Source organism: Caproiciproducens faecalis (genome assembly GCF_019448085.1).
Taxonomy (GTDB): Bacteria; Bacillota; Clostridia; order Oscillospirales; family Acutalibacteraceae; genus Caproiciproducens; species Caproiciproducens faecalis.
Genome location: NZ_JAGFNZ010000001.1, coordinates 44,920 through 62,858, shown reverse-complemented (window position 1 = coordinate 62,858; position 17,939 = coordinate 44,920). Strand labels below are relative to the sequence as shown.

The 17,939-nt window shown below is 49.2% G+C and carries 19 protein-coding genes; 16 read left to right on the top strand and 3 right to left on the bottom strand.

From position 1 onward, the window contains the following. Window positions 1–2 precede the first annotated feature (2 nt). From J5W02_RS00345 to J5W02_RS00335, 3 genes are read right to left on the bottom strand one after another with little or no spacing between them, the layout of a single operon-like run. A complete protein-coding gene (locus J5W02_RS00345; protein ID WP_219938443.1) occupies window positions 3–1,232 on the bottom strand; it encodes a restriction endonuclease subunit S in 1,230 nt (409 codons plus the stop codon). Next, complete coding sequence (locus J5W02_RS00340; RefSeq protein ID WP_219938441.1) at window positions 1,226–3,898, bottom strand: type I restriction-modification system subunit M; 2,673 nt, start codon at window positions 3,896–3,898, stop codon at window positions 1,226–1,228. The genes J5W02_RS00345 and J5W02_RS00340 overlap by 7 nt, the downstream gene beginning before the upstream one ends. A 48-nt stretch (window positions 3,899–3,946) precedes the next feature. After that, window positions 3,947–4,144: a helix-turn-helix domain-containing protein gene (locus tag J5W02_RS00335; protein WP_219938437.1), complete on the bottom strand. Its 198-nt coding sequence runs from the start codon at window positions 4,142–4,144 to the stop codon at window positions 3,947–3,949. A gap of 250 nt (window positions 4,145–4,394) precedes the next feature. Between J5W02_RS00335 and J5W02_RS00330 the strand changes: the two genes are divergently transcribed. From J5W02_RS00330 to J5W02_RS00255, 16 genes are all read left to right on the top strand, one after another. Next, window positions 4,395–5,087, top strand: a complete 693-nt coding sequence (locus J5W02_RS00330; protein ID WP_255575493.1) for an RNA polymerase sigma factor — start codon at window positions 4,395–4,397, stop codon at window positions 5,085–5,087. 290 nt (window positions 5,088–5,377) lie between these two features. Then, on the top strand, window positions 5,378–5,728 hold the full coding sequence (locus J5W02_RS00325; protein WP_219964402.1) for a DNA ligase: 351 nt from the start codon (window positions 5,378–5,380) through the stop codon (window positions 5,726–5,728). 53 nt (window positions 5,729–5,781) lie between these two features. Further along, window positions 5,782–6,909, top strand: a complete 1,128-nt coding sequence (locus tag J5W02_RS00320; RefSeq protein ID WP_219964401.1) for a DUF2800 domain-containing protein — start codon at window positions 5,782–5,784, stop codon at window positions 6,907–6,909. Window positions 6,910–6,922: 13 nt separating this feature from the next. Continuing rightward, the gene (locus J5W02_RS00315) at window positions 6,923–7,498 is read left to right on the top strand and encodes a DUF2815 family protein (RefSeq protein WP_219938435.1); all 576 of its coding nucleotides are present in this window, start codon (window positions 6,923–6,925) and stop codon (window positions 7,496–7,498) included. A gap of 14 nt (window positions 7,499–7,512) precedes the next feature. Then, window positions 7,513–7,674 carry a hypothetical protein gene (locus tag J5W02_RS00310; protein ID WP_219938433.1) on the top strand — a complete coding sequence of 54 codons (162 nt, stop codon included), beginning with the start codon at window positions 7,513–7,515 and terminating at the stop codon, window positions 7,672–7,674. Between the two features lie 58 nt (window positions 7,675–7,732). Further along, window positions 7,733–9,673, top strand: coding sequence for a DNA polymerase (locus tag J5W02_RS00305; protein WP_219938431.1), 1,941 nt, complete (start codon window positions 7,733–7,735; stop codon window positions 9,671–9,673). An 82-nt stretch (window positions 9,674–9,755) separates the two neighbouring features. Continuing rightward, window positions 9,756–10,193 carry a DUF7768 domain-containing protein gene (locus J5W02_RS00300; RefSeq protein ID WP_219938429.1) on the top strand — a complete coding sequence of 146 codons (438 nt, stop codon included), beginning with the start codon at window positions 9,756–9,758 and terminating at the stop codon, window positions 10,191–10,193. Then, complete coding sequence (locus J5W02_RS00295) at window positions 10,177–10,500, top strand: hypothetical protein (RefSeq protein ID WP_219938427.1); 324 nt, start codon at window positions 10,177–10,179, stop codon at window positions 10,498–10,500. Before J5W02_RS00300 ends, J5W02_RS00295 begins: the two co-directional genes overlap by 17 nt. Then, window positions 10,500–12,773, top strand: coding sequence for a phage/plasmid primase, P4 family (locus J5W02_RS00290; protein ID WP_219938425.1), 2,274 nt, complete (start codon window positions 10,500–10,502; stop codon window positions 12,771–12,773). The genes J5W02_RS00295 and J5W02_RS00290 overlap by 1 nt, the downstream gene beginning before the upstream one ends. A 126-nt stretch (window positions 12,774–12,899) precedes the next feature. Then, the gene (locus tag J5W02_RS00285; protein ID WP_219938423.1) at window positions 12,900–13,181 is read left to right on the top strand and encodes a VRR-NUC domain-containing protein; all 282 of its coding nucleotides are present in this window, start codon (window positions 12,900–12,902) and stop codon (window positions 13,179–13,181) included. Next, window positions 13,162–14,526 carry a DEAD/DEAH box helicase gene (locus J5W02_RS00280; protein ID WP_219938422.1) on the top strand — a complete coding sequence of 455 codons (1,365 nt, stop codon included), beginning with the start codon at window positions 13,162–13,164 and terminating at the stop codon, window positions 14,524–14,526. The genes J5W02_RS00285 and J5W02_RS00280 overlap by 20 nt, the downstream gene beginning before the upstream one ends. Window positions 14,527–14,599: 73 nt before the next feature. Further along, window positions 14,600–14,818, top strand: a complete 219-nt coding sequence (locus J5W02_RS00275; RefSeq protein WP_219938420.1) for a hypothetical protein — start codon at window positions 14,600–14,602, stop codon at window positions 14,816–14,818. A gap of 1 nt (window position 14,819) precedes the next feature. Next, window positions 14,820–15,239 (top strand): DUF1492 domain-containing protein, encoded by a 420-nt coding sequence (locus J5W02_RS00270; RefSeq protein WP_219938418.1) that lies wholly within the window; start codon window positions 14,820–14,822, stop codon window positions 15,237–15,239. 114 nt (window positions 15,240–15,353) lie between these two features. Further along, window positions 15,354–15,722 carry an HNH endonuclease gene (locus tag J5W02_RS00265; RefSeq protein ID WP_219938416.1) on the top strand — a complete coding sequence of 123 codons (369 nt, stop codon included), beginning with the start codon at window positions 15,354–15,356 and terminating at the stop codon, window positions 15,720–15,722. A gap of 96 nt (window positions 15,723–15,818) precedes the next feature. Next, window positions 15,819–16,379, top strand: coding sequence for a P27 family phage terminase small subunit (locus J5W02_RS00260; RefSeq protein WP_219964400.1), 561 nt, complete (start codon window positions 15,819–15,821; stop codon window positions 16,377–16,379). Then, a complete protein-coding gene (locus J5W02_RS00255) occupies window positions 16,376–17,608 on the top strand; it encodes a site-specific DNA-methyltransferase (protein WP_219938414.1) in 1,233 nt (410 codons plus the stop codon). The genes J5W02_RS00260 and J5W02_RS00255 overlap by 4 nt, the downstream gene beginning before the upstream one ends. Window positions 17,609–17,939: the final 331 nt, after the last annotated feature.

The window sequence follows — 17,939 nt, the reverse complement described above, 5'->3', positions numbered from 1 at the left end:
TTTTACACTAACCTGACCTTTCCGGTGAGAAGCTCATCCATCATGCCAGATTTCATTTTTTTGTATTTTTCAAGTTTTAACTGAAGGGATTCTATTTCGGAATCCATAGAGGTTAGCACCTCAGCGATAGCATCGCGTTCACCCTCATCTATTGGCATATTGAACTCTACTTTACTTAAATTATCTGAGTTAATAGAATCAAACGTTGATCCTGTTGACAGTTCCGACCAAGATTCTTGTTTGTATACTAAAAGGTGGTATAGAAACTGCGATGCATTTCTAAAGGCACACACACCTCTGCCAAGACAACAGTCAAATGTCGCATGTGCAACATTCCCAACGGGTGCGCGAACTGTAAAAATAATATCGCCTTTGTATGCTTGCTTTGTAACACAAGTAGTGTAAAAACGAATAATGGTTTTCCTGTTCTCTATATCTGCATTTCCCTGAACAAGGGGAGTTCCTTGCACTTCGTTATAATATTTTGAATCTGGCGACTGTCCCATCACGATTGTGGCAACGTCACTGAGAGCAAAGTTCTTCCACTCTCCCTCAAATCCCGGAAGTCGGCACTGGCCTGTCAACAGCTCTTGCATTGCGCCTTCCATAATAGCCTTCTTTTTTACAATAAGTTCTTCAAGGCTAATAATGAGATTGTCCATATCAGAGAGTACCTCAACAATGTGTTTTTGCTCATCTTTTTTTGGTATGGCAATAACCGTATCAGCTATAGCCCCTTTTGATATAGAAGAAACCTTAATGCCGGTGACAAAGGGCAGCAACTGATCATGGTAAACACGATGGTTTACATAATAGCCTAGCCACTTCAGAGCAAAGCGATCTTTCTGTTTTGGCCTGCAAGGAATTGTATGAAGACCAGATACAATGCGTTGTTCTCCAATTCCGATGACTTCGGTTGCTTTGCCAACAGTATTATCTTCGGCAGTATCCGCAATGATAATGTCGCCGTCCTGAAGCACGGCTGTACTGAGCTTGGAAACACATTCCGGGTTTACAAACGGAAGCGTTTCACGCTCACAGTCCAGTATCTCCGGGAACTTAATCAACACATCACCATAATGGATGTTTTTTATCTTGCCACTGTTGTAGTTCAGCTCTGCACGAGAAAGCGTATTATTCGGAAGCACATCAAAACATTCCCTAAAGGTAATCGTATCCCAATCCTCAGGTATAAAGCCTGCTTCTGTTTGTTTGTAACCTTCCTTTACCATGTGAATCCCATCCTTTCCAGATGTGACTTCACCTTAGAATCGAAATCATGAACGTCTTTTGAAAGCTCCGGTAAGGTATGTTCATAGCGTTCAACTAATACGACGATTCTATTTGTTAAGTTATGAGAGATGGCTGTGTATAGCTCATTGATACCATTGGCGATAGTGTTAAACCACTTCTTGTTTACCAGTAGATCAATGATTTCTTCATCGGTCAGCTTTTTATACTGAGCCTTGCACTTTTCATCCAGTTCCTTATAAAGAGCTTTCACCGTTTTTGTATACTCATCAACTTTGGAAAGCAGCCCGCTTACTGCGCTCAGTGTTTCATAATCCTCGGTATAAGCTGCCGGAATAGGAGCCGTTGCACGTAGTTCTTTTATTTTTCCATACACTGCACTCTTGCTGGTAGTGCCCTTATCGTTAAGGACACACCTGCATAGCGGATGCTTAGCAATGTAAGCGGTATAGTCTGCTTTCTTACTTATGTCGGACCATATGGCATACATGGCTTCAAGCGCTTTTATCTCCGGTGTGGTAACGCTACTGAGTATTTCGGCAATCTTGGCATCCACATCTTTAGCTTTGATCTTGCCGTCTTCGGCAATCTCTGTAATGACGGAGTCCTCATCCGCTTCTTCGATAAGTTCGGTAATTCTTGCTTCTGTCTGTGCCACCAAATCCTCCATCTCTTCAATGGCGGCCTTTTCTGCTGCAAAGAAAGCATCAGCAATAATCGCCTTCGGAATAAGCTTGCCCTCCCAGCCAACAACCTTTTCTTCGCCTTTCTTTTTGCCGGAGGTATATTCGCCCATGATGTTTTCAGTCTCTCGAGCCAGTGCATAGCCCTTTTCATCGGTGGCGATCATGATGACATCATCGTTCATGACCTCGTTCCAGTACGCCAGAAGCACTTGATACACATCGTATTTATCAAGTAACTCCAGCGGCTCATAAAGAGTAATCAGCTCCTCAGCAAGGTCAACAATCATCTCCTTGATTTCAAGCTCCTCATCGATGCTGGTAAGCTGAGGATAAGAATATTCCTTCCACTGCACAAAAGCCTTGTCCACCAGCTCGCCATAAGCGGCGAATGCCTCGTTGCTATAAACCACATGCCGGATTTTGTCTTTATCCGCAATCAACTTATAGAAGCCGGGGCGCATTTCCGCAAAGAGAGATTCCCTCAGGGAGTCAAATACTTTCCAATATTTACTCAGCCCATCAATGTCAGCGGCTGGAATACCACCATTAATGTGGGCATTGATATTTTGTACATCATCGCTATCAGAAGAATCAATGTATCTTGTGATATTAAGGTTGTAGTTGTTTCTCTTGTTCTTGATTTCGCTGTACGGCACAAGCCGAGCATATTTCGGGTCATCTGTAATCTGCTTGTTAAAGGTAGTGACGATACGATAAATGTCCTGTTCGCGCAGCCTATTCTTATTTCCATCTTTAACAAAGCCATGACTGGCATCAATCATGAAAATGCCCTGACGGTTTGCGGCACCTTCTTTATCAATAATCAAGATACAAGCAGGAATACCGGTACCGTAGAATAGGTTTGCCGGGAGGCTGATAATACCTTTAATCCAGCCTTTATCGATAATGGAACGACGAATGGTCTCCTCAGCGTTTCCTCTGAAGAGTACACCATGCGGCAAAATAACAGCAGCCTTACCGTCGTTCTTCAGCGTTTTCAGTATATGGAGTAGCCAAGCATAGTCACCGTTCTTTTCTGGTGGTCTGTCGCCATAACCGTCAAAACGGCCGAACTCCTGAAGACCGTCGGTCCAGTTTTTCATAGAAAATGGTGGATTGGCTACAATATAGTCAAAGCGGCGTAGCTCGGAAGCGTCATCATCCTTTATAAAGCGAGGATTTGAGAATGTATTTCCGCTACGGATGGTGATCCATGACTTGTTATGTAGTACAGCATTCATCTTGGCAAGGCCAGCAGTCGAGCTATCTTTTTCTTGACCACAGCCATCTATATCAAACGGTGCCTCTGCCATAGCTCGAATAAGCAGTGATCCAGAGCCACATGCTGGATCACATATAGAAGCATCATGATTCTTACAACGGTCAATACCAATTACCTTGGCAAGAATACGAGAAACTTCAGCCGGAGTATAAAACTGGCCCTTGCTCTTACCGCTTTCGCTGGCAAAGTTACGCATCAGATATTCGTAAGCGTCGCCAATAATGTCATCGCCCTCGGCCTTATTCTTTGTAAAATTCAGTTCTGGACGCTGAAAAATAGCAATGAGTTTTGTCAACTTATCTACCATTTCCTGTCCTACACCAATTTTTTGCTCGTCGTTAAAATGGGCAATGTCGATAACACCCTTCAGGCTATCGTTTACTTCAGCCAGCCGAGCGATTATTTTATCCATGCCTTCGCCAATATTTTTATTGTTCTTAAGCGCGATAAAGTCATCAAAAGAACAACCGGTTCTTTTCTCTGGGTCTGGATTTGGATCATGGGCTTTATCAAATACAGTAAGATCTCCGTATTTCTGCCCTTTAAATTTATCAGTGACGTATTTCATAAAAAGCAACGTCAATATGTAGTCTTTATATTGAGATGAGTCCATCCCTCCTCTTAACGCATCGCAGCTCGCCCACAGGGAGCTGTATAATTCTGTTTTCTTAACCGCCATGTTTATATTCTCCTTCGTTTACCGGGGTTTTTTAGTGATTTGCTGTGCTCAATTTTCAATTGCACTTTTTCCGCTTTTCACCCATGTATCAAGCTCAGAACGTTTAAATTTCCACTGCTTTCCTATCTTATGTGCGGGTATGTCTTTACCACTGCGTATCCATCCGCGAACGGTAACGGGCTTGACACCCAAGTAATCCGCAGCCTCTTCGATGCTAATCCATTTATCATTTAAGATTTCTTCCATTTTTCCACCTCTCGAAGCTGTAAATCGCCAGTAAGTACACCTACTCAATAATATATAATACACCCATTGCATGTAAACTGCAATGGGTTTTCTGTTATTTGTTGATATTATCATACTATTCTTTTCTATTTACGCGCACAAAAAACGGACATAGCTATGTCCGGGGTTTTGGAGTTAAATACTGAGATAATTGTTGTAGTGGCTGAGGCCACACCGCCTTGTAGTACATCTGCTGATCACAGATGGTTCAGTGCAACGAGGTGGACAAAAGAATAACAAACGGCTGACTACTGAACAGGAAGCTGCAATCCGAAACGGAGTAATCCGTCAGGACTGCGGACGGCATAACATTGCCATTTTTCAGGTCAGCTCTGCAGATTCCTCCGTTTCGAGAAATCGAAAAACGGAGGAATTTTTAATGACAAACGAAGCAAATCAGAGCCAAACCCGTATCTACAAGATCTACCTGCCCCATGACAAGCAGTGGGTCGAAGTCACTGAGACGCAGTACTACGCCTACTATCGCGACATCTGGGCTACCAGAAAACGCGCCCAGGCGCATCGCCAGTGTATGTGCCCCAAGGACAAGCACTGGATGTGCGACGGCGACTGCCTCATCTGTAAATTCCACGCACCGGGGGACAACCTTTCACTTGACCTTACATACCAAAATAGCGACGGCGAGGAGTTCTCCATGCTGGACAAGCTCGCCGATCCAAGCGACAGCATCGAAGATGTCGTTACCGACCAGATCATATTGGACATGCTCTTCCATCGTCTCGCTGAAATCATGCCGGAAGCCCGTCATATTGGCGACCTGCGTATGTCTGGATTGTCCGATGCGGAGATAGCTGACAAAATTGGCGTCCCACGTACTACATTTCTTTCCCGCCTGAAAAAGGCCAAAGAACTCCTGCAGCGCGAATACCCGGACCTATTCTAAATCCTACATCTCCGGCCGCCCCATAAGACGGTCGGAGATATTTTTCAAAATATTTTCGTTTTCTTCGTCAAAACGACCTCCTCACCTCCAGTGGGTAGTGGAAAGAGCAAAAACGACAACTGCTCCTTCCAAGGAGGTGAACGAGATGAACGGAACCGATACCCGGACCCGCGCTGTAGACGGGGAGCTTATTGAAGTTCTGACCGCAATCAGTGTCGTGTCCAAACGTCTGGCAAGAAAACTCATAATACTTGCTGATCAGAGTCAACACATGGAAGGAGAAAAAGCAGATGAGCAAAATGAGCGAAATAGCTGCGTCTATCGAAGAACTGCGCAACGCTGCTGCCGCTATTAGCGACGTGGCAAACTGGCTGGCTGAGGCATTTAGCGCTAATGAGCCGGCCGAAGAAGCTCCCGCATCAGAGCCGTTACTGACACTGGAAGAAGTGAGAGCCGTGCTCGCAGAAAAATCCCGTAAAGGACACACCGCCGAGATTCGCTTGCTGCTTCAAAAGTTCGGTGCGGATAAGCTCTCGCAGCTTGATCCTGCCAACTACAAGGCGCTACTTGCCAAGGTGGAGGATATCGGGGCCCCCGAAGAATCCACAGATTCTTTGGGGAGAGGAGGAGCAGCGGAATGAACGAGCTTTCGTGTTTTCACGGAAGCGAGCGATATGAAGCTTGCGACGACGAGATGCCACCTAAAGGACATGCAATTCTCTCCGCATCCAGCGCTGACCGCTGGCTCCATTGCCCGCCTTCCGCACGGCTTTGTGAAAGCTACGAGGACAAGGGTAGCGATTACGCCGCTGAAGGGACCGATGCCCACGCTCTTTGCGAGTACAAACTCCGCAAGGCGCTGGGGCTCCCAGCCGATGATCCGACCGAAAACCTGACATGGTTCAATGAGGAAATGAACGACTGCGCCACTGGTTATGCCGCTTATGTACTTGAACAGGTCGAAGCCGCTAAGCAGGTCTGTACCGATCCGGTGGTGCTCATCGAACAGCGCGTCGACTTTTCACGCTGGGTGGAGGGCGGATTCGGAACGGCGGATGCGTTAATTATCGCGGATGTCACCCTAAAAATCTGTGATTACAAGCATGGGCTTGGCGTGCTCGTCCGAGCAGAGGAAAATCCGCAGCTCATGTGTTATGCCCTCGGTGCACTAGAACTATTTGACAAAATCTACGACATCAAAACGGTCAGCATGACCATCTACCAACCGCGTAGAGACAACGTCAGCACCTATGAAATATCCAAAGATAACCTGTACCGCTGGGCTGACGAAGTCCTTAAGCCCACCGCTGAGCTCGCTTTCGCTGGTGACGGCAACTTCCTCTGTGGTGAGTGGTGCGGCTTCTGTAAGGCAAAGAACGACTGCTGCGCCCGCGCCGAGGCGAATCTTGCTCTGGCGCAGTATGAGTTCAAGCTTCCGCCGCTCCTCACAGATGAGGACATCGAGGATATTCTCTCTAAGGTGGATGAGCTTGTCTCGTGGGCCTCGGACATCAAGGAATACGCCCTGCAACAGGCAATCAGCGGCAAAGAATGGAGTGGCTGGAAGTTGGTCGAGGGCCGTTCCAACAGGAAATACGTTAACGACGCGGTTGTCGCTGATGTCGTCGAGCGCGCAGGCTTCGATCCGTATGAGCGAAAGGTGCTCGGTGTCACAGCCATGCAGAAACTGCTCGGAAAATCCCGCTTTGATGAACTCTTAAGTCCCTACATTGAAAAGCCGCAAGGCAAACCCACACTTGTGCCGGAGAGCGATAAACGTCCGGCAATGTCAACGGCAGCAGCCGATTTTAATGAAAATTAAGGAGGACAATCATATGTCTAACAATGCGAACAAGGTCAACAACCCCATGAAAGTTATCACCGGTCCCGATACCCGCTGGTCCTATGCCAACGTCTGGGAGCCGAAATCCATCAACGGCGGTACTCCGAAATACAGTGTCAGCCTCATTATTCCAAAGTCCGACACCAAGACCGTCGCCAAGCTGAAGGCTGCCATCGAAGCTGCTTATCGCGAAGGCGAGTCCAAGCTCAAGGGCAACGGCAAGACTGTGCCGCCTCTGGCCGCAATCAAAAACCCGCTTCGAGACGGTGACGTCGAGCGCCCTGATGATCCGGCTTATGCTAACGCTTACTTCATCAATGCCAACTCCACGACAGCACCCGGCATTGTAGACGCGGATCGCAACCCTGTCATAACCCGCTCTGAGGTGTATTCCGGTGTGTACGGCCGCGCCAGCATTAATTTCTATGCCTTCAACAGCAACGGCAACAAGGGTATTGCCTGCGGCCTCAATAATCTGCAGCTCATCCGCGCCGGAGAGCCTCTTGGCGGCAAGACCAGCGCTGAGAACGATTTCGCGTCCGGGAACGACGACGATTTCTTGTCCTGATGGAGGTGGCTGACATGTCTGAAATTCAAAGCATGATGCTTTCCGTGTGCTTCGGAGCCACCGTCGGCTACTTAATCGGAAACCTTGTGGGGATTATCATCTTCGCCGTAGGAGAGATCCAAGAAAAACGCCGCAAACGCCAGAAAGACGAGGATACTTCTATCAAAACGGAGTAAACACGCGGCGGCAGGGACTCGTTCTCTGCCGCCCTTGTTTCCATGAAAGGACAATCCTATGAAAACACTCTCTATTGATATTGAAACCTACAGCAGCGCACCGCTCTCCAAATGCGGTGTTTATAAATATGTAGAAGCTCCTGACTTCGAGATTCTTCTGTTCGGTTTTAGCGCAGATTGTGGTCCTGTTCAGGTCATTGACCTTGCCTGCGGGGAGAAGCTCCCACAGGTAATCACGACTGCACTAACTGACGAGACTGTAACAAAATGGGCCTTCAATGCCAATTTCGAACGTATCTGCCTCTCCCGCTTCCTTGGATTGCCGACCGGTGAATATCTCGACCCGTCCCAGTGGCGCTGCTCAATGGTATGGGCTGCGACGATGGGTCTGCCGCTGTCGCTGGAAGGTGTAGGTGCAGTGCTGGGGCTCGAGAAGCAGAAACTCACCGAAGGCAAAGACCTCATTAAATATTTCTGCCAGCCTTGCACTCCTACAAAATCTAATGACGGCCGCACCCGCAATCGTCCATATCATGCACCAGACAAATGGGTAACCTTCAAGCGGTATAACACCTGCGATGTGGAAACGGAAATGTCCGTTCAAGAGAAGCTCTCTAAGTTTCCGGTGCCAGATCGCCTGTGGGATGAATACCACCTCGATCAGGAAATAAACGACCGTGGCGTCGCCCTGGATATGGTGATGGTCAAACAATCCATTGACATGGACAGTAAGTCTCGGCAACAGCTCACTACGGCTATGAAAAAGCTGACCGAACTGGATAATCCAAACTCTGTGCAGCAGATGAAGCAGTGGCTTGCGTATAACGGGCTGGAAACGGATACGCTCGGAAAGAAAGCCGTTGCAGAGCTTTTGAAAACCGCACCAGAACCACTCGGACATGCCCTCTCCCTTCGACAGCAGCTTGCCAAATCGTCGGTGCGGAAGTACCAGGCGATGGAAGCCGCCGTCTGTGCCGACGGTTGTGCTCGCGGTATGTTCCAGTTTTATGGTGCCAACCGAACCGGACGCTGGGCAGGCAGACTCATTCAATTGCATAACCTGCCGCAGAACCATCTTCCCGACTTGGAGCAGGCCCGTGCCCTTGTACGCTGCGGAGATTTCGATGCGCTGGAGCTTCTGTATGAAGATGTACCGGACACGCTCTCGCAGCTTATCCGTACTGCGTTCATTCCACGTACCGGCGCGAAGTTCATCGTTTCTGATTTTTCGGCAATTGAAGCCCGCGTGATTGCATGGCTGGCTGGCGAACAGTGGCGTCAAAATGTCTTTGCCAAGGGCGGCGACATTTATTGCGCCAGCGCCAGCCAGATGTTCAAGGTTTCAGTTGAGAAACATGGCGTCAACGGCCACCTGCGTCAAAAAGGCAAAATCGCAGAATTGGCGCTCGGTTATGGCGGTTCTGTCGGTGCACTGAAAGCGATGGGCGCTCTGGAAATGGGACTAACCGAGGACGAGCTTCCTCTGCTGGTTGATGCGTGGAGGCAGGCTAACCCGAATATCGTGAAGTTTTGGTGGGATGTTGACCGAGCTGCGCTTGAGGTTGTCCGCAACAAGCACACCAACATTACGCATGGCATCATGTTCTCCTGCCAAAGCGGGATGCTCTTTATCACGCTGCCTTCCGGCCGGAGACTATCTTATGTGAAGCCGCGCATTGGCGAGAACAAGTTCGGCGGACAGTGTATCACCTATGAAGGCGTCGGCGGCACAAAGAAATGGGAACGCCTCGATTCCTACGGTCCAAAATTCGTGGAAAACATTGTGCAGGCCACATCGCGCGACATTCTAAGTTATGCCATGCAGACACTGCGGAACTGCTCGATTGTCATGCACATCCACGACGAAATCGTCATTGAAGCCGAGCCGAGTATGTCTCTTCAGGCAGTTTGCGAACAGATGGGCAGAACACCACCGTGGGCGAAGGGACTTCTGCTCCGTGCTGATGGGTACGAAATAAATTTCTATAAAAAAGACTGATTATTTTCGTCAAAAGCGGGCTGTCACCTCCAGTGGGTAGTAGAGACGGGCGATGACAGCCCATCGTGAAAGGAGGCTCACAATGTGTATTGATAAACGTAATAGCGAAGGTTATCCTGACCCAACCGCCTACGAAGCCTTGTCGCTAATCGAGAAAGAGGAACGCGCACTCCGCGCATTCCGGCCAATCGTATATATTTGCTCTCCCTATGCGGGAGACATCGAAAAAAATGTAAAAGCTGCGCGGGATTATTGCCGTTTTGCTGTGGACAATGGGTTCATACCGGTAGCACCACATCTGCTCTTTCCGCAGTTTATGGACGACACCGACCCGCAGGAACGTGAACTGGGATGGTTCTTTGGAAATGCTCTCATGAGCAAATGCTCCGAAGTGTGGGTGTTCGGCAGCGCTATCTCTCCCGGCATGCAGGTAGAGATCAAAAGAGCCAGGTGGAAAAACTACCGCCTGCGTTACTTCACAGAAGATTTGGAGGAGGTACAAGATGTTTGCAATCACTGAAGGTATACGCCGCATCGGCGGCATAGAAGTTCCTACTTATAAACGTGAAATCGTAAGCGCCAATGTTCTCGAAGTCGAAGCCGGCACGAACGGTTATCAGGGCGGCGATACAGGACATGGCAGCCGCACCTATTTCCGAATTGAGAATGAAGGTGGCACAGATATTCAAGTGCGTCCACTTGGCCGTTATGGTGATGAAGGTTTCGAAGTTACCCTCGGCGGCGACTGTGAGCTCGAAACAATCATCACTGCGCTCAAATTCATCACCAAGGTGCTGGAGGATGGCGCAAAGGAGGTGCATGACTGATGTTCACCCTGTATAGTGCCGATATCATCGGCAACCCCGGCAACTGCTCCTATCCCAATAAAACTGAGGTCACGGATGAGGACAGCCTGCGAGCTGCAGTTTGCCACGACTATGTCTGCGCTGAGTATAAAAACAGTTATCGAAGCGGCCACAACTTTCTCGGCGCGGACTGCCTTCCAGTCGACTGTGACAACGACCACTCAGAGGACCCTGCCGATTGGGTCCTGCCGACTGACGTCGCCGCCGCTTTCCCAGATGTCTGCTTTGCAGTCCATTACAGCCGCTACAACATGCGCGAGAAAAACGGAAAGCCCGCCCGGCCGAAGTTCCATATTCTTTTCCCCATCACACGTATGACTGATGCGGCCGCTTACAGCGACATGAAGAAGCTGGTCAACTCAATCTTTCCGTACTTCGATAACAAGGCGCTGGATGCGGCACGTTTCTTCTTCGGCACCACTAATGTCGAGGTTGAGCTCTTTCCCGGCAACATGAATCTGACCGAGTTTCTGGAGAACGACGACTTTGACGCGGATATGGCTGGCGGCTATGGGGCCAGTCTGATAATCCCGGAAGGCAGCCGCAATGCCACCATGTCACGCTTTGCCGGTCGGGTCATCAAGAAATATGGCGACAGCGCGGAGGCATACCAATGCTTCCTTGATGAAGCTGCTAAATGCACACCGCCTTTGGAGGATTCCGAGCTTTCAACCATATGGCACAGTGCCCAGCGGTTTTACGCCAAAGTACAACAGCAGGACGGTTATGTTCCACCGGAGGTCTATAACGACGATACCTCGTATAAACCTGGGGATTTCTCTGACGTCGGGCAAGCCGAGGTGCTGGCGAAACACTTCTCCGGCGAGCTACGCTATTCCCCGGCAACGCATTTTATCCGTTACACGGAACATTACTGGAAAGAAACTGAGCCCGGTGCACAAGCGGTCGCCCATGAGCTTACCCGCCGACAACTGGAAGAAGCGACGAAAGACCTACTGGCCGCCGCCAAGAAGCTGACTGACTGTGGAGCACAGAGCATTCTAGATACGACCTCCAAAGCAAAAGCTGAAGCCCTATTCAACGACGCGCAGTCCGAAGCCTATGCCGAATTTCTTTCGGCTAAAGCCTATCAGTCATTTGCGATTCGCCGCCGCGACTCTAAGAACATCACCGCAACGCTGAAAGAAGCGCGACCGATGCTGGAGATCTCCCCGCGTGATCTGGACGCGGACTGTTTTCTCCTCTGCACACCGGAAGCCACCTACGATCTCCGTAAAGGTGTAGCAGGTGCACGGGAACACTCGCCAGCTGACTACATCACCAAAATCACTTCAGTCTCACCCAGCAATAAAGGTGAGCAGCTTTGGCATGACAGCCTTGACCTCATATTCTGCAAAGATCAGGAGCTCATCAATTATGTGCAAATGATCTGCGGTCTTGCCGCCATCGGCAAGGTCTATGTTGAGGCGCTGATCATTGCCTATGGCTGCGGGCGCAACGGCAAGTCAACCTTCTGGAATGCTGTCTCTCGTGTGCTGGGCCTATACAGCGGCAACATCTCAGCTGACACTTTGACGGTTGGCTGTCGCCGCAACATCAAGCCGGAACTGGCCGAGGTCAAGGGCAAGCGACTGTTAATCGCAGCCGAAATGCAGGAAGGCGCTCGACTCAACGATTCCACTGTCAAGCAGCTGTGCTCTACCGATGACGTTTTCGCAGAGAAAAAGTATAAAGATCCGTTCAGCTTTACACCCTGCCATACGTTGGTACTCTATACAAACCATCTTCCTAAGGTTAGCGCTTCCGACGACGGCATCTGGCGCAGGCTGATCGTGATTCCGTTCAATGCTAAAATTAAAGGCTCCAACGACATCAAGAACTACGGCGAATATCTTTATAACAATGCCGGAGAGAGCATTCTGTCGTGGATCATTGAAGGTGCTCAGAAGGTTATCGCGCTAGACTACAATATTCCCGTTCCGGAATGCGTGCAGAAAGCAATTGATGAATATCGGGCGCAGAACGATTGGTTTGGCCATTTTCTCGACGACAAATGTGAGCTTGATCCCAGTTTCCGTGAAAGCTCCGGTGCATTGTATCAGGCGTATCGAAATTACAGCATTGACACAAACGAATATGTCCGCAGCACGGCAGATTTTTACTTTGCACTTGAAAAAGCTGGCTTTGAGCGGATTGTCCGTGATGGCAGACGTCTATTTACCGGGCTTCGGCTCAAAATCGATAATGGAGATTTTGAGAACTTTCTACAGTAAAAGAAATAATCAAGTGACCTCGACGAAGGTCTATTAGAAAAAATTTTCTTAAGAGTATAAAAAACTCAATAAGAAAAAGTTCAGTAAATGACATACACCGAGGTCACTTGTAAGGAGAAAACGGTCATGAGAGAAAAAGAAATCGAGCAAAAATTCACCCTGATGGTAAAGCAGGCGGGCGGTCTGGCTCTGAAGTTCGTTTCGCCGGGCATGAGCGGCATGCCGGATCGCATCGTACTTTTACCGGATGGCCGCATGGCCTTCGTGGAAGTCAAGTCTCCAGGAAAGGCGCCGCGCCCTTTGCAGGAAGCCAGACACCGGATGCTGCGAAACCTGGGCTTTAAGGTTTTTGTGCTGGACGACGCCGGTCAGATTGGAGGGATTCTTGATGAAATACGAGCCACATAACTACCAGACCTATGCCATCAATTACATCGAGACGCACCCCATCGCGGCAGTCGTGCTGGATATGGGCCTTGGCAAGACAAGCATTACTCTTACTGCTATCCAAAACCTGTTGTTTGACAGCTTCGTGGCCCATCGCGTTCTGGTTATCGCGCCACTGCGTGTGGCACGAGATACATGGCCTTCCGAAATTCAGAAATGGGACCACCTGTCGCTGTTGACTTATTCCATAGCGGTTGGGACCGAAGCTGAACGCAAAGCGGCGCTCCTACAGCAGACGGACATCTGCATTATCAACCGGGAGAACATCCAGTGGCTCATAGAGGACAGCGGTGTACCCTTTGACTTCGATACTGTGGTTGTCGACGAGCTGTCTTCCTTCAAAAGCTATCAGGCAAAACGCTTCCGGGCACTGATGAGGGTTCGCCCGCGCATCCGCCGCATTGTAGGACTGACCGGCACCCCTTCCGCGAATGGTCTCATGGATCTGTGGGCTGAGTACAGGCTTCTGGACATGGGCCAGCGCCTTGGCCGCTTTATTGGTCAGTATCGCACCAACTATTTCATGCCGGACAAGCGGAACGGCCAGATTATATACTCCTACAAACCGCTGCCCGGCGCAGAAAAAGCAATCTACAGCAAAATCGCGGATATCACCATCAGCATGAAGTCCACCGACCATCTACAGATGCCGGAGCTCGTCAGCAGCGAATATGAGGTGCGGCTTTCCGAGGAAGAACAGGAACACTACAACATTTTGAAGGACGATCTCGTACTGCAGCTCCCGGATGGCGATATCACCGTTGCCAATGCTGCCGCCCTGTCAAATAAGCTCTCCCAGATGGCTAACGGCGCTGTCTATGACGATGTTGGCGGAATAGTCTATATTCACGACCGCAAGCTGGACGCGCTGGAGGATTTAATTGAGGCAGCGAACGGCAAGCCAGTGCTTGTAGCTTACTGGTTCAAGCACGATCTTGCCAGAATTTCCGAGCGACTGCACAAACTCCACATTCCTTTTTCCAAGCTTGATACTCCGGAGAGCATCCGCAGATGGAACGCCGGTGAACTGCCTGTGGCGCTGGTACATCCCGCCTCTGCCGGACACGGACTCAACCTTCAAAGCGGCGGTTCCACCATCATATGGTTTGGGCTGACCTGGTCTCTTGAGCTTTACCAACAGACCAACGCCCGCCTATGGAGGCAGGGCCAAACTGCGGATACTGTTGTAGTGCAGCATATCATTACGAAGGGCACCATAGACAGTCGGATACTGAAGGCACTCTCCACCAAGGATCGAACTCAGACAGCCCTGATTAATGCCGTAAAGGCGAATTTGAAAATTTGATGACAATGAGGGACATTGTCCCTGAGACAATCCGTGCCAATCCGAGAGGAATAAAAATTCGGAGGTACAGATTATGAACACACCCTATGAAAACTTGGCAAATGCTATCATCCTGAGAGCCGTTGAGGATTATCGGGAGGCTCTTGGCACCCTTCGATACAGTCCCCATGATAAGGATGCGGCCATCAGCAAAGATGAAGTTGAGCGTTTCTTCCGTTCGGGCTGGTTTGGGCTTCTGACAGGTATCGATCCTGAAATGCTTATGAACAGGCTCCGTAAGGAGGTGGCGTAGTATGAGGGCAAGAGAATACCTCTCCCAAGCCTACCGCCTTGATCAGCGCATAAACTCTAAGCTGGAGCAGGTGCAAGCACTGAACGAGCTGGCTACAAAAGCAACCTCCACTCTTACAGGCATGCCGCGTAATCCGAACCGTGCTACTTCCACGATGGCAGACGCTGTTGCAAAGATTGTTGACTTACAGGCGGAAATCAACCGTGACATAGACCGCCTTGTTGACCTTAAGCGAGACATTGTTGCACTAGTGAAATCCGTTGAAAACACGGAATTTCAGACCCTTCTGGAAAAACGCTACCTTTGCTACATGAGTTGGGAGCAGATTGCTGTCGATATGAACTACAGCATTCACCATTTATACAAATTACACACTGGCGCATTAGACACTTGTGATGCAATTCTCCATCGTGATACCTGATGATACCACATGATACCTGTTCCTTATGATAGTATTATAATGCGGAAGTAAAATGTAGTAAGCCTTGTGGGAGCAATCCCGCAGGGCTTTTCATATACCCAAGGAGGTGAACCAATGCCATATAAGCCAAAACGTCCTTGTGCCTACCCCGGCTGCGGTCGGCTCGCTGCATGTGAGCAATACTGTGCCGAGCATCAGAAGGTCATGGATAAACAGTACAACCAGTACGAGCGTGACCCCAAGTCCAATAAGCGCTACGGCAGAAGCTGGAAACGAATCCGTGATCGCTACATCAAGATGCACCCTCTCTGCGAGGGATGCCAGAAGCAAGGCAAGCTGACACCCGCAGAGGAAGTCCACCACATCCTTCCGCTCTCCAAAGGCGGCAACAATGAGAAGAGCAATCTCATGGCTCTTTGTAAATCCTGTCACTCTCGAATCACTGTCGAGAGCGGTGACCGGTGGGGCCGGTCAAATCTCTAAAACTTTTTTAAGCGGACAGCGGCGTGGGGCTTCGTGTTGAAAAACGCAGTTTCAAACGGGGGAATAGCCCCAACCCCGCTAAGTGAGGTGATATTTTTGGCAAAAGACGGTACTAATCGTGGCGGTGCTCGTATCGGCGCGGGCGCAAAAAAGAAGCCATTAGCCGACAAAATAGCCGAAGGCAATCCAAGCGGCAGAAAACTGACCGTGATGGAATTTCAGGATACAGCAGATCTCAAAGGACTTGAAATGCCTGAGCCAAATAAAATGCTTGAAGCTGTACAGAAGGACGGCAAAACACTCGTCGCAAGCGAGATATATAAATCCACATGGACGTGGCTGAACGAGCGAGGTTGTGCGGTGCTTGTTTCTCCGCAGCTTCTTGAACGCTACGCCATGAGCGTGGCTCGATGGATTCAATGCGAGGAATCTGTTACTGAATACGGCTTTTTAGCAAAGCACCCTACAACAGGCAATGCGATTCAAAGTCCGTATGTGGCGATGGGCCAGAACTATATGAATCAGACAAACCGCCTATGGATGGAGATTTTTCAGATCGTCAAGGAAAACTGCACCGGCGAGTACAGCGGTACGAATCCGCAGGACGATGTGATGGAACGTTTACTTAATGCTCGGAAAGGTGGCAAAAAGCCATGATAATTGAAAAAATACAAACTGCGCTGCTCATCCCCGCTGACTATAATCCACGTAAAGACCTAAAGCCCGGCGATATGGAATATGAAAAGTTGAAACGTTCGCTTGAGGAATTCGGGTATGTTGAACCCGTTATATGGAACAAGACCACGTCACATGTCGTTGGTGGACACCAGAGGCTGAAGGTACTACTCGACATGGGTATTACAGAAGTCGAGTGTGTGGTGGTCGAGATGGATACTGAAAAGGAAAAAGCGCTCAATATTGCACTCAATAAAATCAGCGGGGACTGGGATAAAGACAAGCTGGCTTTGCTTATTGCAGATTTGCAGGGTGCAGATTTTGATGTATCGCTCACGGGTTTTGATCCTGTTGAAATCGATGACCTTTTCAAGGATTCACTTAAGGACGGCATTAAAGACGATGACTTTGATGTTGATGCAGAACTGAAAAAGCCAGCCATTACAAAGCTCGGTGATGTGTGGCTTCTCGGTCGGCATCGGCTGGCCTGCGGCGATTCAACCAAGGCTGACACCTTCACCAATCTGATGGACGGAAAGCTCGCGAACCTCGTGGTAACTGACCCACCGTACAACGTCAACTACGAAGGTACGGCCGGCAAGATCAAAAACGATAATATGGGTGACGAAGCGTTCTATGACTTTCTGCTGGCGGCATTTACGAACACCGAGGCAGTAATGGCACATGACGCTTCTATTTATGTATTCCACGCTGACACCGAAGGTTTGAATTTCCGCAAGGCATTCGCGGATGCAGGCTTTCAACTTTCCGGGTGCTGTATCTGGAAAAAGCCGTCTTTGGTACTGGGACGCTCTCCTTATCAGTGGCAGCACGAGCCTGTGTTGTTCGGCTGGAAGAAAAAAGGCAAGCACAACTGGTACGCCGACCGTAAGCAGACCACCATCTGGGAGTTCGATAAGCCAAAGAAAAACGCCGATCACCCCACCATGAAGCCGATTGCACTTGTGGCCTATCCTATTTTGAACAGTAGCCTCACAAACTGCATCGTGCTCGACCCCTTTGGCGGCAGCGGGTCCACCCTCATCGCCTGTGAGCAGTCCGACAGAATTTGCTTCACTATAGAACTTGATGAGAAATACTGCGATGTCATTGTAAAACGTTATATTGAGCAGATTGGCAGTGCTGATGCCGTTTCTGTTATCCGCGATGGTGTCACGATGAAATATGCGGATATAACTGTTGATGAGTAAACATCTGCTCATCTCACTTTTCGACGGAAAGGATGCCATGCCATTTGTATATTTTGCCTGTCCGGTATTGTTTTATCTACACAAGAAACCGCCAAATAATCGGTACAGTATTCTACACAGAAATCGCATAAAACCGTTGCTATATAAGCGATTCAGAGTGATTAATGTATGTACCGAAGCCGAATAAATTCGGTTTAAAGAAAGGCGGTTTGAAAAATGAAACTCAATTATAATGTTACTGGCAGTGAACGCAAATCACTGGTTGGCACAATCAGTACAGCGCTTGATGCTCCAACTAACTACCTCGGTGCTCCTACCTTTGCCTACGAGG